The sequence below is a fragment of the Shewanella sp. MBTL60-007 genome, from assembly GCF_019654915.1.
GTDB lineage: Bacteria > Pseudomonadota > Gammaproteobacteria > Enterobacterales > Shewanellaceae > Shewanella.
In genome coordinates this window covers 1-17,152 of sequence record NZ_BPET01000078.1, presented here as the reverse complement: position 1 = coordinate 17,152, position 17,152 = coordinate 1, and the positions used below count along the sequence as shown (strand labels likewise).

Below are 17,152 nucleotides of genomic sequence, written 5' to 3'. Positions count from 1 at the left end.
TTACCTAGAGCAGTGGGAATATAACCCAACAGGATTTGAAGAAGACTTACAAGTCGATGTGGGTGAATACACAGATCCACGTTGGAAGGCGATGTTCAGCCTAGGTTGGAAGTATGATGCACTAAGTTTAGAAGCGCGTTCTAACTACCGTCATTCAGCTGTTGCTAGCAACGACTGGAAGCCAGAGAACAACAACTATAACGATATTCCATCGCATACAGTTTGGGACTTCACTGGTTCGTATGACTTCTCAGATGACTTCTCGCTACGCTTCGGTGTATTGAATGCATTTGATCTTGAGCCACCACGTAACCCATATGTATACGATGGCGCAGGATACTACGACACAACGGGTCGTGCATTCTTCCTAGGTGCAAACTATAAGCTTTAATTTGAGTTAGTCTTATCATGCTTTAAAGAGCATCGATATTGATAAAAGCCAGTAGCTAATCGCTACTGGCTTTTTTATTATCTAGCTAAGTCATATTTACTGAACAGAAGCTATTTATAGTAATTAATATAAGGTAGTTGAACTACTAAGAGTGGCTGTTGGCAAGCTAATTCAAGGTGACTGGGCGGCATAATGGTTTTTCCTTATGAGCGACTCAATGAGGAGTTGGGTAGCCAAGAACACTCCTTATAAGTTTCTTGCTGTTTAAGAGAGTTTAAAAGTCTCTCTAAGCAGCTCGATTAGCGCTCGGCTCTTTTCTGGTAAAAATTGCCTCGAAGGATAGATGAGCGTCAATTTGATCTCAGGCAGCTTCTCGTTGACGAGTATCGACTTGAGTTCGCCTGATGCCAGCGCATCTTTGACTAATATTGTGGGCAATAATGCAATTCCTTTACCTGTTGTGGCCATGTGCTGGAGCATGCGCAGATCGTCGGAGCAAAGCCTCAGGGTCAGATGATCGGGGAGGGAGGTTTGGTTGTAGCGACTGACCATGAGTGGGTGTGCAACAAGATCATCAAGACCGTTAATCGGATCCTGACTTTGTAGGTAAGCTGGCGAGGTAACTAGGCTACTTGGGAAACGTAGCAGGGTTTGCTGCACATAGTCCTCATTTTGCACCTTTACTCCGTCAGGTAAGATTTGGATATCGATATTTTCTCGTTTGAGATCAACGCTCTCCTGACAGTGCAGCACCTCTAATAAGACATCGGGAAACTGGCCTAGGTATTTATCGATTAATAGGCTAAACATGTTGGAAGTGATAAGCGCTGCGGGTACCGCGACTCTTAATACACCTTGTAATGATTTTTGCTGGTTGCTAAGGAGCTTAGCGGCTTGGACGACCTCTGTTAGTTGTTGATTGACTTGCTGATACAGCAGCCGCCCATTTTCTGTTAACTCAATTTGACGAGTTGTCCTAATAAGTAGCTGACATCCTAAGGCTTTTTCTAATTCTTGTAAGCGGCGGCTGACCTTGGAACGCTGCAGTGAATGTTGTTTTGCCGCAGCACTGATCCCGCCATGTTGAACCGTTAATACAAACAGGTGTAGATCGTCTAAGCTCAGATTCATTGTTCTACCTATAGGTCATAAGTGCGCTATTTGTCATTCTATTTAATCTAATTAGCAATATCTATAATAGTCGCCCCTCAGATTAACCTTGGACCTATAGATGCAAACCGCAGAGCATGCTTTTCGTCGCTGGATGCAAAGCTTGATAATTATTTTCATTCTTTTAGTCGGCTATATCGTTATTGCCGACCGCTATGCACCACTCACTACAGAGAGTCGAGTGCAGGGTTACGTGATTCAAATTGCCCCCGAAGTGACCGGAACCGTCACCGATGTGCAGGTGAGTAATAATCAAAAACTGAAGAAGGGCGATAAGCTATTTAACATAGATAAACGTAAGTACGTATTGGCTGTAGAAAAAGCTCAGCTGGCATTGGAGCAGGCCCATGAGCAGGAAGATGCCATGTACGCTAAGGTGGAGGCTGCAGAGGCAAAAGTGGCCACTAATCAAGCGGCTTTTGAAAATGCCAATAGTGAATATAGGCGCATTAGTAAGCTGGCTACAAAGAAATTAGTGTCACTCTCTATGCTGGATAATGCCTTAGCGAATAATAGTGCCGCCAGTGCTAATTTGCGGGCAGCTCAGCAAGAACTGCGAGCATTAACGGTGCAGCTGGGGGATGCGCCGGGGCAGAGCAGTGCTGTGCGTTCGGCACAGAATAATCTTCAGCAAGCGCTGCTAGATCTATCTCATACCCAAGTCGTTGCACCAAGCGATGGTGTCGTCACAAACCTGCAGCTAGAGGTGGGAAGTACCGCCAATAGCAATATGCCACTGCTGACCTTCATTCCAACAGACTCTCTCTGGGTAGCAGCGGATTTTCGTGAAAAAGCGGTTGCTCAGATAAATAGCCAGTCCAAGGCCTTGGTGGCATTCGATGCTTTTCCTGGAAAGGTATTTAACCTAGATCTACAGAGTCGCGACTTTGGTGTGGCCGCTGCGCAGCAGAGCCCTAATGGACAATTGACTCATGTTGAAACAAGTAATCGTTGGGTACGAGATGCACAGCGAGTCAGAGTGAACTTAACCAGTTCGAGTACTCTACCTCAGCCGTTATTTGTTGGCTCTCGAGCCACGGTAGTGCTTTACCCTGCAGGTGATAGTCTGTGGGCTTGGCTCGCTAAGTTGCAGATTAATCTGGTCAGCTGGCTTCACTATATTTATTAAACCGTCCATATCCCAAGGAGCGCCACAGTGCAAATAGAGACTTTGAGAAAAACCCAGCGGATCTGGTTTGGCTGCGTGTTTGGACTGGCGGTTACCTTAGTGTTTGGTTGGTCAAACGGCATGTTTGCAGCACTATTGCCAATGTTTGTGCTAACCCAGCTCGAACGCTGGAATAGTGGCATCATAGTGCAGCTGATAGTGGCTGTAGTTTGGGTCTGTCTACAGGTCACTTTTATTGTGGGCTTCTTTCAGCCCTACCCACTGCTAATGACCTTAGCCGTGGCGATTATGTTGTTGTTTAAATGCATCGCCATGACCCATAAAACCAGTTATTTATTTGGTTACATTGGATTGTTGATGGGTTCAATTTTACTGAATTTTGGCAGTTTCTCGGGCTTTGATTTAGAAGATTTTATCATGGGGTTAATCGCTTCGGCCTTACTCACAGGCCCCGTGGTGGCGCTTGCTTTCTATCTGTTTCCTGAGCCCAGTGTTAAACTCCCTAAGGCGAGTTTAACGCCGCCCAGAGAGGCACAAACCCATATCGATAATCAACGCAAAGATCATATCGGCATGATGAGACAAGCGGCACTCGGTTGGATTATCGCTATGGCGGCATTTATCTTGTTTCAGGTGGCGGATCTCAATGATTCTCTTTCGGCGCAAGCTTCTATTTTTATTGTGCTGGCGCCGATGACTTTTGTCGGCTCAATGGCTGTAGCTAAGATCCGTATTCTGGGGACCTTTCTAGGGTGTCTAGCGGGAATGGTCTTACAACTCACCTTATATAGCCTAGCCAACAACCTGATTCTATTCTTACTGGGTTTTGCCATTGCTGCGGGAGTTTTTTGCCGTTGGCTAGCTATTGGTGGCATAAAAGCGGGGCTAGGTTTCTCGGCGATGTCGGCGTTAACTGTACCGCTGACAAGCGCGTTTGTCCCCGAGCAGCAAGATGCTTTCTTTTCCATCTGCTATCGCTTTAGCTCAATTGTAGTGGCTGTGATAGGGACCTCTTTGGCTATTTGGGTAGTGCACCACTTCTTAGTGCGGGTGATTCGAAATCGGCCTTTGCTACAGACGACAACATAGAAATATTGAATGCTTTGCTCGCTAGGAGTCAGGGGCTTGCAGCCCCGTTTCGGCGAAATATTAGGAGAGGTTTCGTTCTAATCTGGTGTGGTAGCTTTGAGTCATGGGTTTAATTAACTCATCTTTTGCCGCTAGCAGAGAAAATATGCTCCACAAGATGGCGCTGACTGAACAGAGAGCCAGTGGGAGCTGCCAGTTGCTTGTTTGCTCGTGTAGCTCGCCAATAATCATCGGGCCTGTAGCCGCCAGTAAGTAACCTAAAAACTGCGCCATACCTGATAGCGTCGCTGCCTGCTGTGCACTCGTGGTACGAAGGCTGATTAAGGCCAGCGCCACGATAAAACCACCGCCGGCACCGAAACCAAAAAGCATTCCCCAAACCATGGCGAGTTCAGGTTTGAACAACAGTCCTAAAATACCAATTAACGCCATCAAGGTGAGGCCAAAGCTAAGCAGACGTTTATCTTCAAATTTATTCATAAATGGGATCAGTACTAAGGCGGGAACGGCCGTAAATAGCTGCAGCACACCGTGAATGACGCCAGCCTCATGATGGCTAAAGCCGTTATCAACCAAGATAGTGGGTAACCAACTGATAAAGATGTACATCAAGAAGGAGTTCAGTGCTAGAAATAGGGTGATCTGCCATGCGCTGCCATTGCGCCAAAGGTAATTGTGGTTATCGAGTGCTTGGGTGTCATTACTCGGCGCAGTGTGGTTTCGCAATTGTGGTAGCCATACCACAATTGCAATCAGCGGGAATATGATAAGACTGCCTAAGGAGAATGCCCAACTTGGGATTACATTTATCGACAACTGGTTAGCTATCTCCGTCAGTGGGATAGCTAAACTGGCACTCATCGCCGATCCTGCGCCCATCATCAATACGTACATCGAGGTCATGGTGGCAATTTTAGTGGGGAAATCTCGCTTCATTAAGCTGGGAAGCAATACGTTTGCAAAGGCGATGCCTGCGCCGATGATCAGCGTGCCGATAAAGAGTGTACTGGCAGTGCCAAGGGAGCGCACAACAAGTCCGCTAACGATGAACAGTAATGACAACATCAGCGCTTGTTCAAGCCCTCGTTTACGACCGAGTTTAGCTGCAATAGGTGAGAAGAAAGCAAAGGCGAGCAAAGGTAGAGTGGTTAGCATACCCGCTTGTGCAGCGCTTAGATGTAGCTCAGCCCTAATGGCATCGAGCAACGGCCCAACACCTGTAATTGGGCTGCGAAGGCTGATTGAGATCAATAGTACACCAAGCAGTAAAAAAGCACCGCTAGCGAAGCGAGAAGGATGCGAAAACGTCATAAAAGGCACCTTGGATGAATACGAAAGTGCGCTAGCTTACGCTTCTAATTGATTACTGTATTGAGCTATAGTGACTTTATATTGCTAAAAGCGGTCATGATATGAAGTTTAATGCCCCATCCCTTCCGGAGTTTGACTCTGACACTTATCCTCAGGCCGTGGTTGCACTGCGATTAATTGGGGAGAAAGAGGATGCCGAAACCCCTTTTCATCAACACCATAAGTGTCAATTAGTTCTAGCGTTAAGCGGTTTTGTTAAGTGTCACATCGATGACGCTATCTGGATTGTGCCGCCAGATTGCGCGGTTTGGATCCCGAGCCAAGTGCCCCATAGCAACCAGATTTCAAAGAGTGCCGATGTGTGCATGTTATTTGTTAATCCTGATATAGAGGGGATGCCAGATAAGAGCTGTACCTTGTCGATGACGCCGCTATTGAGGGAGTTGATCATTCATTTAACCGCACAAGAACAAGATTATAGAAAAGGGGGCTCGACCGATAGGCTTGTTACGGTACTAATCGAGCAGCTACGTAGCATGCCAACTGAGCATTATGAGTTTCCAATTCCAAGTGAGCCTAGGCTTAAGGTCATAGCCAAAGCATTGATGGCTGCGCCTGATGATAGGCAAACCGTGGCTCAGTGGGCAAGTCAGCATGCCATGAGTGAGCGTACATTATCTAGGTTAGTTAAGAGTGAGATAGGACTCACTTTTGGCCGCTGGCGTGGCCAACTACATATCGTGTTAGCGCTACAGAAACTGGCGGTTGGGGAGTCGGTGCAGCGCATTGCCGAAGAGCTAGGCTATGAATCTGTCAGCGCCTTTATCACTTTCTTTAAGAAGACCTTAGGTCAATCGCCTAAGCAATATATAAAATCGAAAGCGCTCTGAGTTATGTCACTCATATATAGCTCGATTTAAATGGGTAACTGAAGATTAATAAAGATTAAAAGTCGGTATTTATTTAACTATGTATACTAGCGCCAATGGCTGTTTAGCCTTTGATTTATTGGAGTAGATAAATGCAGTTAAAGACGGTAATGGTGCCCGCTGTTTTGGCGATTGGCCTAAGTGGTTGTGGGTATTTTGGTGGCGATGAAAAGCAGCAGTTAGAGCAAGCTTGGCTGGCCAAAAATGAGCAGTTACAGCAGGTGATTGAGCAGATCCGCAGCCAAGGTATCGAAGCCGTTGCAAACGGCGCGGAAGCGGGGAGCGTTGCCGCTTGTGTTGCCAGTAAGTTAGAGATGGATCCTGTTGGCGAACTGGTTAACGTAGAGGGGGCATTGGTCGAGTCGGCAAAGATCACAGAGCTTCTTAGTGAGCTAGAAGCCTTGATGGAACAGGATTTTAGTCTAGAGAATATGTCGAGTCTCCTGCAAAAAGGTGCCGATGCAGCAGCTTACGCAAAACAAATTATTGCCGATCAAGGTGTTGAGCAGGGCCTGCAACACTTACAAGAGATGGCGACTGCTAGCCAAGAGTTTGCTAGTCAAGACTTAGGTGCACACTTCCAACAGTTATTACTTGAGTGCCAACAGCAAGCGAATTAATCTGCTGTTTACAGCTATGATAGCCTGATAAAAAAATGACCACATTTATGTGGTCATTTTTGTTTTGAGAGCGATTACTTTTTGCGGCCTAATACTTTAACGCCAGCTTTTGAACCGTCAGAGTTACCGTAGACTTCAAGCTTCTTTACACAGCGTGGGTAAGCGAATTTACGCCAGTCAGTGTATTTGTTTTTCTTTAGATCACGATAGAAGTGAATTGTCTTTGTTTGACCATTGTTGAAGGTCACTTTGATTTTTTCTAAATGTAGATCACGCTCTGCTTTTACGCGGATAGCGTCAGTTTTGCGGCAAACGAGTAGCGGGATTTTAGCGCCGTGATCGCCGCCGCCCAATAAGATGGTACGACCTAAGGTAATTTGCTCATCAGCCATGGCAACATTGCTGACAGCTAGCATGCTTGCAGCCATCATTAGGCCAGCAACAAAGGATTTCATATTCATATTTTAGGTAAGTGGTTTTAAAGGGCGGCTAAATTAGTTGTTTGTTTGCTTTCGCGCTAGCTTATCTTGAATGAATTTTGATCTCGCTAGCAAATATTAGGGGGAAGTCATGTTGTTTTCACTGCCTCCATTGTTATGAGCCATATTTTGAGCCTACTACAGCATAAATCTGCTTGTTATTATGTTTTATATTTAATGCGTAATAAGTGTGGTTTCTCCTTGGTTATGTTGTTGCTTATTTTGTATTTGTTAGTTAAATCAACTGATTTTTATCAAAAAAACGAATTTATTCAACGTGACTTAGGTCATGTTTTGCGTCAACATATGCTCTATAAAGAAGTGAACGTTAAATTAGTATTTGGCGCTATTAAAGCCGTTAATGGACCAATAGTCGCCCCATGTGAGGAATCAAATAATGAGATCGGCAAACCCAAAAATTGTGATTGTTGGTGGCGGCGCTGGTGGTTTGGAGTTAGCGACTCAGTTGGGTCATAAGCTGGGTAAGAAAAACCTAGCGCAAATTATCTTGGTCGATAAAAACCGAACTCATATTTGGAAGCCATTACTCCACGAGGTGGCTACTGGTTCGCTCGATTCAGCGCTTGATGGTGTCGTTTACTCTGCCCATGCGGCAAAGCACGGTTATCAATTTCAATTAGGGACATTTTGCGATTTAGATGAAGCAACGCAGTCAATTTCAGTCGCTGCGATTGTCGATGAGTCAGGTAAAGTAATGCTGCCTGAGCGCCAAATTCAATACGATAAACTGGTTATCGCCATTGGCAGCATCAGCAATGACTTTAATACCCCAGGTGTCAAAGAAAACTGTTTCTTCTTAGATTCACACCAGCAAGCCAACCGTTTCCATAACGCGCTGTTAGATAGCTTTACCCGAGTACACCAATCGGAAACTATCAATGAGCTTAATATTGCTATTGTCGGTGGTGGCGCAACGGGCGTTGAATTGTCTGCTGAGCTTTATCATGTGACCGACTTGCTTAAGGTCTATGGTTTGAGCAAGATGACCGCGGATAAGCTTAATATTAACTTGATTGAAGCAGGTGAGCGTATATTGCCAGCCTTGCCAGAGCGTATTGCCACTTCTGCTAGACGAGAGCTGAGTCAGCTCGGTGTTAACGTGATGGAAAACACCCGTATTAGTGAGGCGACTTCGGCAGGCTTTGTGACTTCTGAAGGTGAGTTAATTGAAGCTAACATTATGCTGTGGGCTGCAGGTGTTAAGGCGCCTGACTTTATAAAAGATATCGGTCTATTTGAGCTTAACCGTGCTAACCAAATTATGGTGAAGCCAAATCTGCTCAGTACCGTAAGTGATGATATTTACGTGATAGGCGATTGCTGTGCTTGCCAACAAGCCGATGGCAGCTTTGTGCCGCCAAGAGCGCAGTCTGCTCACCAGATGGCTGAGTGTGTTGAGAAGAATATTCTTAACGAGCTGAAGGGATTGCCACTTGTTGATTACGTTTATGTGGATCATGGCTCCTTGGTTAACCTATCACGCTACAGCACTGTGGGCAGCTTGATGGGGAACCTGACCAAGAACAGCATGTTTATTGAAGGTAAGATCGCTCGTCTGGTTTATATTTCGCTCTATCGTATGCATCAACAAGCGATTCACGGCACCTTGAAAACAGTCGCGTTATGGTGCGCTGAAAAGGTGATGCGTGTCGTTAGACCAAGAATGAAACTGCACTAATATTGAGCCTGTTTAAATGATAGAAAGGGGAAGCCATTCCCTTTTCTATCATGCCAAGGCCGCAAGTGGGGCGTTGTGATAAATCACTTGATTTCGGCCATTGTTTTTCGCCCGATACAGGCGCTGATCAGCTTGGCGTAACAGATTAGGCAAAGCCATACCTGGGCGATATTTACTTAGCCCAATGCTGACTGTGATGTTGATATTTTCTTGCTCTGTGAGTTTAAAAGTGTGCTGAGCAAGCTTAGTTCTGATTAATTGCGCAAGCACTATCGCTTCATCTTGTTTTTTGTTTTCAATCAACACACAGAATTCTTCACCACCTATCCTAAATGTCTGCTTATCACCGGCAAGGCGGCTGATAATTTTGGCGCTTTCTTGTAGAACAATATCGCCCGCCTCATGGCCATACTTATCGTTTACCTGTTTGAAGAAGTCGATATCTAAAATCAGTAGGTGTACCTCATCAGCAAACTCTTTTAGAGATGGCTTTGAAACGACATCCTCAAAATACTTTGTCAGTGCTAGTCGATTAAAGCTTAAGGTGAGAGGATCTTGTAGTGCCAGCTCTTGTAATTTAGCTTCTGAGTGGGCACGGTTTTTTTCGTAGATATGAGAAACGGCCCAAATAAGTAGATAACTAAAAACGAAGTTAACCAGCAGCGGGTTAACGGTAAGACCATATTTACTAATGATATTTGCAACGACAGCGGTGAAAAGAATAATTACCGGAAAATTTGCGAATTGTTTACCTAGCAGTAGATAGTAAACCGTGGGTAAAACCAGTACCCAGCAGAGCATTGAATCTATGGTTTGAGAGAGGGATACTGCATAAATTACGATAGCGGTTAAGACAAAAATATATAGGATAACTTGCCAAAATTTGTGTCTTTTTTTGACTGCTAGCAACGCCAGTGCAAACGAGCAGAGTGCGTAGAAGAGTTCTATAAAACCAAGCGTTATCCACTTTGCTGCAATAGATAGGTTAATAATACCGAGTAGAAAGCTCAGGCAGCCTAAAAGCGTGCACATGCCAATTAACACGGCCCTTCTTAAGTTATAGGTACTATTTAACTCTATGCTATCCATATCCGTATCGGGTCCTGCTCCATTATGTTGTTTATATGTTATTGTACTTTCGATTGATGTCAAACAACCAGATTTAAAATAAGAGATATTAAAGGAACTGATATGTGCTTAAGAGTATTAAATAATCTTAACTCTGACTATCCGGTAACGGGAAGGAACATGAACTGGTTCAGACCTATCGAAGCCAATTTATTTCAATTTCCTAAAGGGCTTAATAGGCAAGGGTTATCAACGAAGAAGGCGGAGAAGAAGGATCTTGATCCTAGTGTGATATTTCACTGGAAGTCAAAATACGCCAGTATCGTTGCCATGATGGGAGATGAGACTCAAGGCTATGCGACAGTTGATGGAATGAATACAGAAGGTTTAGTGGTTAATGTGTTATATGACACGCCAGCGACTTATGGAAAACCTAAGCATTATCAGGAAAACTGCAACATCAGTATATTACGCTGGCCACAATATATTTTGGATAGTTTTGCTAATGTTAACCAAGTAGTTAACTATGCTAAGAGCAACACTTTGCAGTTGATTAAAGAAAAGATCCCCGAAGGTGGCAAGGCGAAAGACTTGATGCAGGATAAGATCCATCTGGCCGTGTCAGACCTTCATGGTCACTCTGCAGTGATTGAGATTAAAGCGGGTGAACTGCATGTTTATGAGGGGAAAGAGAATCAAATTGTCACCAATGAGCCTGACTATCCCACTCAGCTGAATATTCTAAAGTACTGGCAATACCTTTGGGGGCAAACCAAGCCTGCGATAGCGACTCCTGTGTTTACCGTTCCGGGCGGGATATCGGCAACCCAAAGTTTTGAGCGAGCCGCATTTAACTTAACCCTTTCTGATCCTGTACAAAATCCTGCTGATGTTTTAGCGCAAACACGTGCGCTGATGCAAAATGGCGCGATTCCATTTGCGTTTAATCCAAGTAAAAAAGAGCAAGCAACTTGTACACGCTGGACAAATCTTAGCGATCATCAAGCAGGCATTTACTACTTCTTAAACCCGTTGAATATGATGCCGGTTTGGCTAGAAGTCGATGCTGAGGCTAATCAATGTGCGAGGGTAAAGCTGATCTCAGTGAATAATGTTAGCGGTGAGCTTGATAACCACCCTCAGCTTCAAGGATCAATGAGTGATCACTTACAGAGCTGTGAAGACCCGTTTAAGTCCTAGAGCAATTGAGCTACCTGATAAATAAAAAGGCTGAGTGATGACTCAGCCTTTGTTTTGGGGGGGCGCTCTTTTTAGGGAGAATGCTTTAGCTTAATGCCGCCTCAACCCTGTCACGAATTTTGCGTGATTTCTCTTTAGCGAACAAACTCATAAACTCATTTCCACCTGCTTGCTTGGCTAAGATATCCACTAATTCAGCTTTGGAGTCGATACGCAAAAATGGCAGCAAAGGTTTAAGTTCATCGCGTTGCGCCATGGCGATAATGTACTGTCCCATGCATGGTTGATAGTGTTTTATCATATATAGCAACAGGAGTTCTGGCTTTACCTTATGGCTAAACAGCCAATCAAGCAGAGCTTGATAAGCGGCTTGTTCATAATCATCTTCATCGCACTCTAAGCGAGTTGCTAAGTCCATCTTGCCTTGCAGGGCAAGCATGTCCATGTAGCCTGTGACTAGTCCGTCTGTAATCACTTTATAAGCGCGATAACTGTGATTTGCTAGCAACTTAACTAAGCGACCGCAACGCTCATCGTCCAGCAGCCATACATATTGGCTCAGTGAATGGCTACGATACTCTTTTAGGTTGACCGTGGTTTCATAGCTCACAGTTTGGTTAAACTGCGGCGCAAACTCAGCATAATCTAGCTCGCCATGCAGATACGCCCATAGGTTTTGGTTAACTTGGTTTTGGCGCTCTTCTGGAGTAGGTAGGTCTTTTACCGCGTCAATCACGGTTTGGGCGTCTACCTTGTCATCGAGGATCACAACTTGACCGCCAACGTAAAAATTACCGTCTTTAAAAGCGTCTTTGTCTGCTACTAAAACCAGTAGTTCATCGCCAACCTGCTGTAAGACCTCTGTGTAGATCCAATCCATTCTATCGTTCTTACGGCTTTGGCTGATATCGGCGTTAGGGTGCAATTTGACCTGAAAGCGTAACTTTTTAGGCAGCTCAGCCTCGTCGGTAACAAAGCCAGAGAAGATCACATTGTCGCTAAACTTGCTGGCAATCACCTCTTCCCATGAGTTTTGATTAAGCTTAATAAAGTCGGCTAGACATTGCTTTAGTTCGTTATCGAGAGCAAAAGGCATGCTTGGGAAAGCCATTGCCACATGCTTATGAAAATCGAGCTTTATGGGTTGATAGCTATAATCTAGTCCGCGCAATAACGCCTTAGCGTTTTCCTGCGCTATTGGATCTATTGGTTTTTCAGTGGTTAAAGCACCTATTAACTCGACTAAGTTTACGTAATCTTCAGTGCGAGATGAGCTAGCGCTAAATTGCTCAACTTGATAGGCCAAGGTAAAGGCTTTATCTATGCCATGGCTGTTTAACATGTCGAAAAAGTTGCGCTCATCGACAGCTGACTCAAATCTCAACTTGCGGCTATGTTCGCTAAAGGCTTTAGCAATAACATGCACAACTCTGATCGGTGCCATGGTGATCAGCAGTTGCCAAATCCGCTCAGCATTAATGGCTTCAGGGATGTCGAGTTGTTTTAGCCATAAGCAACTTAGGATCACCCGTTGGTAGTCATCATCACGGTCATCTAAGAAGCTATAGCTTTTTTGCAGTGGGCTAATTTTAGGGAAGTATAAATATGCCTGACGACAGATATTTTCGCTATAAAGGTGCTGGTTTAATAGCGCTATCATTTGCTGTTGATCAAGCTCTGGATGAGTATCGGTAAAATAAGCTTTTAGTTGCTGTAGCTCTGATTCATTGAGGCCTTTTTCGGTGAAAGGACCATCTCCTAAGATATCGGCATTTTCGAGCATCAAGTTTACAGCACGCTCAAACATGCCATTGAGTTTGTGCTGCAAGGCTTGAGTGTATTCATCATCGCAATTTTGCTGTTTATCTTTAAGTAATAGGTAAGCACATAGTGCGTCGATACCTAACTCATCTTCAGGCCAGTCTTGGCAGTTTAAGCAGGCACGATTAGCAAATAGCTCGTCAGCTTGTTCGAGCATTTCTGCAGAGATCTGGCTATAGCCAATGTCACAAAATTCATCGAGTAAGCTATCTAACGATTTTTGTTCTGCTCTACTAACTCCATTAGTTGATTTTTGTTCGGCACCTGCAGGCATGTAGCGTGCGTAGTAATCATCAACACTGATAATGGCTTGATACTCTGTCTCACCGGTTAACAGGTCGCACATTTCGTCATTAAAGGCTTGTTGGCCAAAGAAGCGGTAGAAAATGTCGACAAATCGTAATAGGGTTTGCGCACTGCGTACTTGGCTTTCAGGCTGACTGTTAGCCGATGCCAATGTAACATTTTCGGGCTTTGGATTGACTCGGCTGATAAAGCCATTGATTTCTGCTTCGCTCATGTCCTCATCATTATCTTGCAGCAAATCTTTTGCTAGGAGCTCCATCACTTCATGGAAGTTATCGCGCACATGGTCAAAGTCGTCCATATCCCAGCAAGACTCTTGAATGGCTTCAAAAAAGGCTATTGCGTGCTTTTCACTATGAGGGACGATGTTAAAGCATTCAATATCATCAAGGATCTCCGGATTTTCGCCAGTAGATATGTAAGCCAGTAGAGCGTGGCTATTTTCAAGGCTCAGCATAAACTCGCTGACCATCTTAAGTCCGCCTAGGTACTTGTCGCGTGCTTCTTTACGTTCTGCGCGCTCAATTCGTTGCTTTCGTTGGTAGGCTATACTGCCTGCATAACAACAGAGCTTGCCGTTAAGCTCCTGCTTTAGCTGGTTTTGTAAGTTGATGGCTTCATTTTCAAGGCTATCATGAATGAAATGTTCGGTGCGTTCACAGTCCATTTCTTCACTGTCTTGACCACAACATTCGGCAATTAAGGTGAGGTATAAATTGAGGATCGGTTTTTGTTCTTCAAGTGAGTCATCCTCGCTATAAACCAGTGCGGGCTGGGCATGAAAGCGTTGCTTAACCAGCTCAATAAAACGCGGATATTTATCAGGATTAGCTTTTAAATAATCCCCAAGCGGCTGGTATTTTGGCGCCGGTTGCTCCCAATCACTGCCGTAAAAAGCGAATCTAAAGCTGTGATTATCACACCAGATAAAGGCGTTGATCATCGCTTCACACCAACCATGTTTTCTAAGTAGGCTTAACAGCATATCGCCATAGCCAACTGCATGCTCATCATCCCAGTACGGAATAAAAAACTGCGCTAAATAAACGGCGTCATTAGCGTCTTTTGCCGCCATCATATATAGAGGTTCGGCGCCGAATACTCGCGTGTCATCAAGCCACATGTCACTGGTGTCGTTTTCAAAGCGGGCATGGTTAACCATGGCTTGTGCAGTCTTACGTAGCTGTGGGTTGAGTGATTCATGCTCAAGGGCTAGGGCAAATAATAAGGTCTCAGACAGATGCAGTTGACGTTCATCACTGACAACATAGCTACTTAAGTGACCACCATCTGGGTTTAACCCAAGTGCATCCATTGTTGGCTGCTTGTCTTGTAGCATCTCTAGTTGCAAGTGTTCAGTTGTGCCGCTGCTGTTATCCATAAACATCAAGTTGAATCGACCGCTTCTATCAAAGGCTTGATGCGCTTCTAGCTTAGCTTGATAGGTTTGTAAGGCTTGCTCGATGCTGGCCGTGCTGTTGCGGTTAAACTCGATAACTTGTAGCTGGCTAAATGTGTCCATACTGCTGTCCTATAAACATTGGATTGATCCCGAGGGGATTGGGATAACTACTAGATTTTCACTGCAGAATACCTGAACACTTCAACCAGATCAGTTATTTAGCCAATCAATTTTATGACGGTCTGGAAATTTGTGATAACACAGACAGAAATCTTGGCACGGCGAGGACGTTTTGGATTAATGCTGCAGGTTCAAGCAAGTAACTACGATTTTCCTATCAACAAAACCTCGGGTCTTTTTACCCGCTAAAAATTGTCTCCCCTATTTGATTGCTTGCGTTTATAATCTCGCGCCGATTTTAGGAGAGCAAGGTATTTGCATCCTAATTAACTAATTTAAATAAAGTTGTTATACGTAATCCTCGCTCTTCGCTAAGGCGATGTCAGTAAGGTTTTACGAGTAAATACGAGTCATGATGAAAAAAGCGCTATTAATTTCGTTTGCAGTGAGTGCATTAACCGCGTGTGGCGGTGGTGGAAGTGAGTCAGAGCAATCTGGCGGCCAAGTGTTGGGATCTGTAGTTGCAGATGCCTATTTGTTTGATGATAAGGCGCTTGCGAGAGTCAACTCGCGTCGTGGTAGCAATTACAGTGCTGAAAATGGTGAGCAAGGTGAAGCAGAGCTAGCCACATGGCATGTATGTGGTGACACCTATAACAGCTTGATAGCAGAAAACTTGTACAACCAAGATTATGATCAAGACGGTGTTGCTGACACCAACCTAACCGATGATAAAGGTAACCTTTATTACAATATCGACCTCAATGGTGACAAGTTAGCCGAGTTAAACACACTAACATCTCGTGAGGGGATTTACCTGAACGTTGATATGAACTGTGATGCTGCTGCGGATGTGAATATCGATAATAACTTCGATGGTATTAGCGAACTCAACATTGACGTTGATGGCGACATGGTGGCTGATCGGTTAATTGATATTGATGGCGACGGTAAGCCAGACTTTTCTTATACCGATAGCGATGGTGTTTCTCTAGCTGGCGTTAAAGTATTGCTGCAAGGCAAATATGGTGAGTTTGAAACCATTACCGATGACAACGGTAAGTTCTCATTTGAGCGTATTCCAACTGGCAGCTACACCTTAAAAGCTGACGATGTCGTCCTAGATGGTTCTAATATCTGGACTCGCACTATTGTTGAGATTGAAGAGTTTGATGACTCGATTGGCGCGTTCAGAATGCACCAAGATCCGATTATTACTCAGGTTAATGTCAATAATGAGCAGACATTAACTGGCCTGTGGCAACAGTTTTCGTGGTGGTCAGATGATATTGAAACAGAGTATACCGTTGGCGATACCGTTTCGGTTGAGATAACGGTGGAAGATCCTAATGATCGCCCAGTGATAGGTAAATTTGAAGTTGGTTTAAGACCTGGATCTGAGCAAGTGATAACGGGAAGTGGTGTTTATCATTATCAATACACGATTACAGAAAAAGATACTGAAGAGTATTCGATTTCAGTTGTGGCTCAGCTGAGCAATGATGATGGCTTCTTTGGTTTCGATGGCATAACCGATGTTGAGGCTTATATTAGCTTTTTAATGGCAGATTACGTTGAGTCAGAAGAGCTAGAAGTGGAAACTGTGACCGTGGGGGATGAGGTTTTCGTTAACCAACCCGATTCTACTTATATGCAGGTTGAAGTACAGCAGCCGATAGCAATTGATGGCAGCGTGCAGATAGATGTTGAAGTCTCTGGGCCCGATGAGCGTGTGGCTGAGTTTCATATTGTAGGTCGGAAGGACAGTACGGCAGATCTTCCTAAAGGGGACAGCCTTCTGTTTGAAGCCGATAGCGCATACCCTCACTATGTTTATGATATTCGCTATCTTACCTATAGTGATTTTCTAGTTGAGTCCGAAGAAGTCGTTATTAAGATCCCGCTGGATACTAAGTTTAAACCTGCAATGGTTGATAGCTTATTGATTAATGGTGTGGTTGCGACTGATGTGATGGCTCGAGTGGGCCAAACTTATCAGCTAAAGGCGCTGTATAGCGACCCACAAAATGATGTGGTTGAGTGCCGCTTTGAAAAGACTGGTAACCATAGCGTATTAGATAGAGTGATTAGCGATTGGGGTGTGTGTGAGGTTGACTATACCTTTAAAGAGGAAGACGCAGTCGATCAATTTAACATTACCGTTTTTGTGCGCAACAGTGATGGTATTGTGGTTTGGCAAGATTACGATGATGCTAAGTGGTCTGATGTTAGCGTGACTAAATAAGTCGATTTAGAAAAGGCTGCCAATTGGCAGCCTTTTTTGTGTAGCTTGTCTTGTCCTGGAATGTGTTTACACATTTAGGACTTTATTATGACCACACCAATACCAGCCCGCGTTAAGCGAACACAGCGAGATTATTCGTTAGGCTTTAAATTACAAGTTGTAGCTGCCGTAGA

General features: G+C 44.4%; 13 protein-coding genes. 8 read left to right on the top strand and 5 right to left on the bottom strand.

All coding sequences use genetic code 11. From position 1 onward, the window contains the following. Positions 1 to 391, top strand: a 391-nt coding sequence (locus K5Q92_RS21785) for a TonB-dependent receptor domain-containing protein (RefSeq protein WP_220770968.1), incomplete at its 5' end; no start/stop codon positions are given. Positions 392 to 655: 264 nt separating this feature from the next. On the opposite strand, the gene K5Q92_RS21780 is transcribed toward K5Q92_RS21785, so the two are convergent. Continuing rightward, the gene (locus tag K5Q92_RS21780) at positions 656 to 1,522 is read right to left on the bottom strand and encodes a LysR family transcriptional regulator (RefSeq protein WP_220770967.1); all 867 of its coding nucleotides are present in this window, start codon (positions 1,520 to 1,522) and stop codon (positions 656 to 658) included. A 100-nt stretch (positions 1,523 to 1,622) separates the two neighbouring features. On the opposite strand from K5Q92_RS21780, the gene K5Q92_RS21775 reads away from it, so the two are divergent. Further along, the gene (locus K5Q92_RS21775; RefSeq protein ID WP_220770966.1) at positions 1,623 to 2,690 is read left to right on the top strand and encodes an HlyD family secretion protein; all 1,068 of its coding nucleotides are present in this window, start codon (positions 1,623 to 1,625) and stop codon (positions 2,688 to 2,690) included. A 27-nt stretch (positions 2,691 to 2,717) separates the two neighbouring features. Continuing rightward, the gene (locus K5Q92_RS21770; protein WP_220770965.1) at positions 2,718 to 3,779 is read left to right on the top strand and encodes a DUF2955 domain-containing protein; all 1,062 of its coding nucleotides are present in this window, start codon (positions 2,718 to 2,720) and stop codon (positions 3,777 to 3,779) included. A 60-nt stretch (positions 3,780 to 3,839) separates the two neighbouring features. Here K5Q92_RS21770 and K5Q92_RS21765 read toward each other — a convergent pair whose 3' ends face one another. Beyond that, entirely contained in the window at positions 3,840 to 5,090 is a 1,251-nt protein-coding gene (locus tag K5Q92_RS21765) for an MFS transporter (protein ID WP_220770964.1), read from the bottom strand. A 101-nt stretch (positions 5,091 to 5,191) separates the two neighbouring features. On the opposite strand from K5Q92_RS21765, the gene K5Q92_RS21760 reads away from it, so the two are divergent. Together K5Q92_RS21760 and K5Q92_RS21755 are read left to right on the top strand one after the other, a co-directional pair. Continuing rightward, entirely contained in the window at positions 5,192 to 5,980 is a 789-nt protein-coding gene (locus tag K5Q92_RS21760) for a helix-turn-helix domain-containing protein (RefSeq protein WP_220770963.1), read from the top strand. A gap of 131 nt (positions 5,981 to 6,111) precedes the next feature. Next, positions 6,112 to 6,639 (top strand): hypothetical protein, encoded by a 528-nt coding sequence (locus K5Q92_RS21755; protein WP_220770962.1) that lies wholly within the window; start codon positions 6,112 to 6,114, stop codon positions 6,637 to 6,639. Positions 6,640 to 6,713: 74 nt separating this feature from the next. On the opposite strand, the gene K5Q92_RS21750 is transcribed toward K5Q92_RS21755, so the two are convergent. Continuing rightward, a complete protein-coding gene (locus K5Q92_RS21750) occupies positions 6,714 to 7,100 on the bottom strand; it encodes a DUF2541 family protein (protein ID WP_220770961.1) in 387 nt (128 codons plus the stop codon). 415 nt (positions 7,101 to 7,515) lie between these two features. Between K5Q92_RS21750 and K5Q92_RS21745 the strand changes: the two genes are divergently transcribed. Beyond that, complete coding sequence (locus K5Q92_RS21745; protein WP_220770960.1) at positions 7,516 to 8,817, top strand: NAD(P)/FAD-dependent oxidoreductase; 1,302 nt, start codon at positions 7,516 to 7,518, stop codon at positions 8,815 to 8,817. A 48-nt stretch (positions 8,818 to 8,865) separates the two neighbouring features. Here K5Q92_RS21745 and K5Q92_RS21740 read toward each other — a convergent pair whose 3' ends face one another. Next, positions 8,866 to 9,906: a GGDEF domain-containing protein gene (locus K5Q92_RS21740; protein WP_220770959.1), complete on the bottom strand. Its 1,041-nt coding sequence runs from the start codon at positions 9,904 to 9,906 to the stop codon at positions 8,866 to 8,868. Positions 9,907 to 10,008: 102 nt separating this feature from the next. Between K5Q92_RS21740 and K5Q92_RS21735 the strand changes: the two genes are divergently transcribed. Beyond that, complete coding sequence (locus tag K5Q92_RS21735) at positions 10,009 to 11,085, top strand: linear amide C-N hydrolase (RefSeq protein WP_220770958.1); 1,077 nt, start codon at positions 10,009 to 10,011, stop codon at positions 11,083 to 11,085. A gap of 85 nt (positions 11,086 to 11,170) precedes the next feature. Here the strand turns inward: K5Q92_RS21735 and K5Q92_RS21730 are convergent, their stop codons facing one another. Continuing rightward, positions 11,171 to 14,734, bottom strand: coding sequence for a hypothetical protein (locus K5Q92_RS21730; RefSeq protein ID WP_220770957.1), 3,564 nt, complete (start codon positions 14,732 to 14,734; stop codon positions 11,171 to 11,173). 412 nt (positions 14,735 to 15,146) lie between these two features. Here K5Q92_RS21730 and K5Q92_RS21725 point away from each other — a divergent pair, with 412 nt between their 5' ends. Further along, positions 15,147 to 16,979 carry a carboxypeptidase-like regulatory domain-containing protein gene (locus K5Q92_RS21725; protein ID WP_220770956.1) on the top strand — a complete coding sequence of 611 codons (1,833 nt, stop codon included), beginning with the start codon at positions 15,147 to 15,149 and terminating at the stop codon, positions 16,977 to 16,979. Positions 16,980 to 17,152: the final 173 nt, after the last annotated feature.

Excerpts from the sequence above, each read along its gene's own strand:
- K5Q92_RS21765 (WP_220770964.1), bottom strand. The coding sequence starts at position 5,090 with ATGACGTTTTCGCATCCTTCTCGCTTCGCTAGCGGTGCTTTTTTACTG.
- K5Q92_RS21735 (WP_220770958.1), top strand. The coding sequence starts at position 10,009 with ATGTGCTTAAGAGTATTAAATAATCTTAACTCTGACTATCCGGTAACG.
- K5Q92_RS21780 (WP_220770967.1), bottom strand. The coding sequence starts at position 1,522 with ATGAATCTGAGCTTAGACGATCTACACCTGTTTGTATTAACGGTTCAA.
- K5Q92_RS21755 (WP_220770962.1), top strand. The coding sequence starts at position 6,112 with ATGCAGTTAAAGACGGTAATGGTGCCCGCTGTTTTGGCGATTGGCCTA.
- K5Q92_RS21740 (WP_220770959.1), bottom strand. The coding sequence starts at position 9,906 with ATGGATAGCATAGAGTTAAATAGTACCTATAACTTAAGAAGGGCCGTG.
- K5Q92_RS21730 (WP_220770957.1), bottom strand. The coding sequence starts at position 14,734 with ATGGACACATTTAGCCAGCTACAAGTTATCGAGTTTAACCGCAACAGC.
- K5Q92_RS21725 (WP_220770956.1), top strand. The coding sequence starts at position 15,147 with ATGATGAAAAAAGCGCTATTAATTTCGTTTGCAGTGAGTGCATTAACC.
- K5Q92_RS21745 (WP_220770960.1), top strand. The coding sequence starts at position 7,516 with ATGAGATCGGCAAACCCAAAAATTGTGATTGTTGGTGGCGGCGCTGGT.
- K5Q92_RS21760 (WP_220770963.1), top strand. The coding sequence starts at position 5,192 with ATGAAGTTTAATGCCCCATCCCTTCCGGAGTTTGACTCTGACACTTAT.
- K5Q92_RS21775 (WP_220770966.1), top strand. The coding sequence starts at position 1,623 with ATGCAAACCGCAGAGCATGCTTTTCGTCGCTGGATGCAAAGCTTGATA.
- K5Q92_RS21750 (WP_220770961.1), bottom strand. The coding sequence starts at position 7,100 with ATGAATATGAAATCCTTTGTTGCTGGCCTAATGATGGCTGCAAGCATG.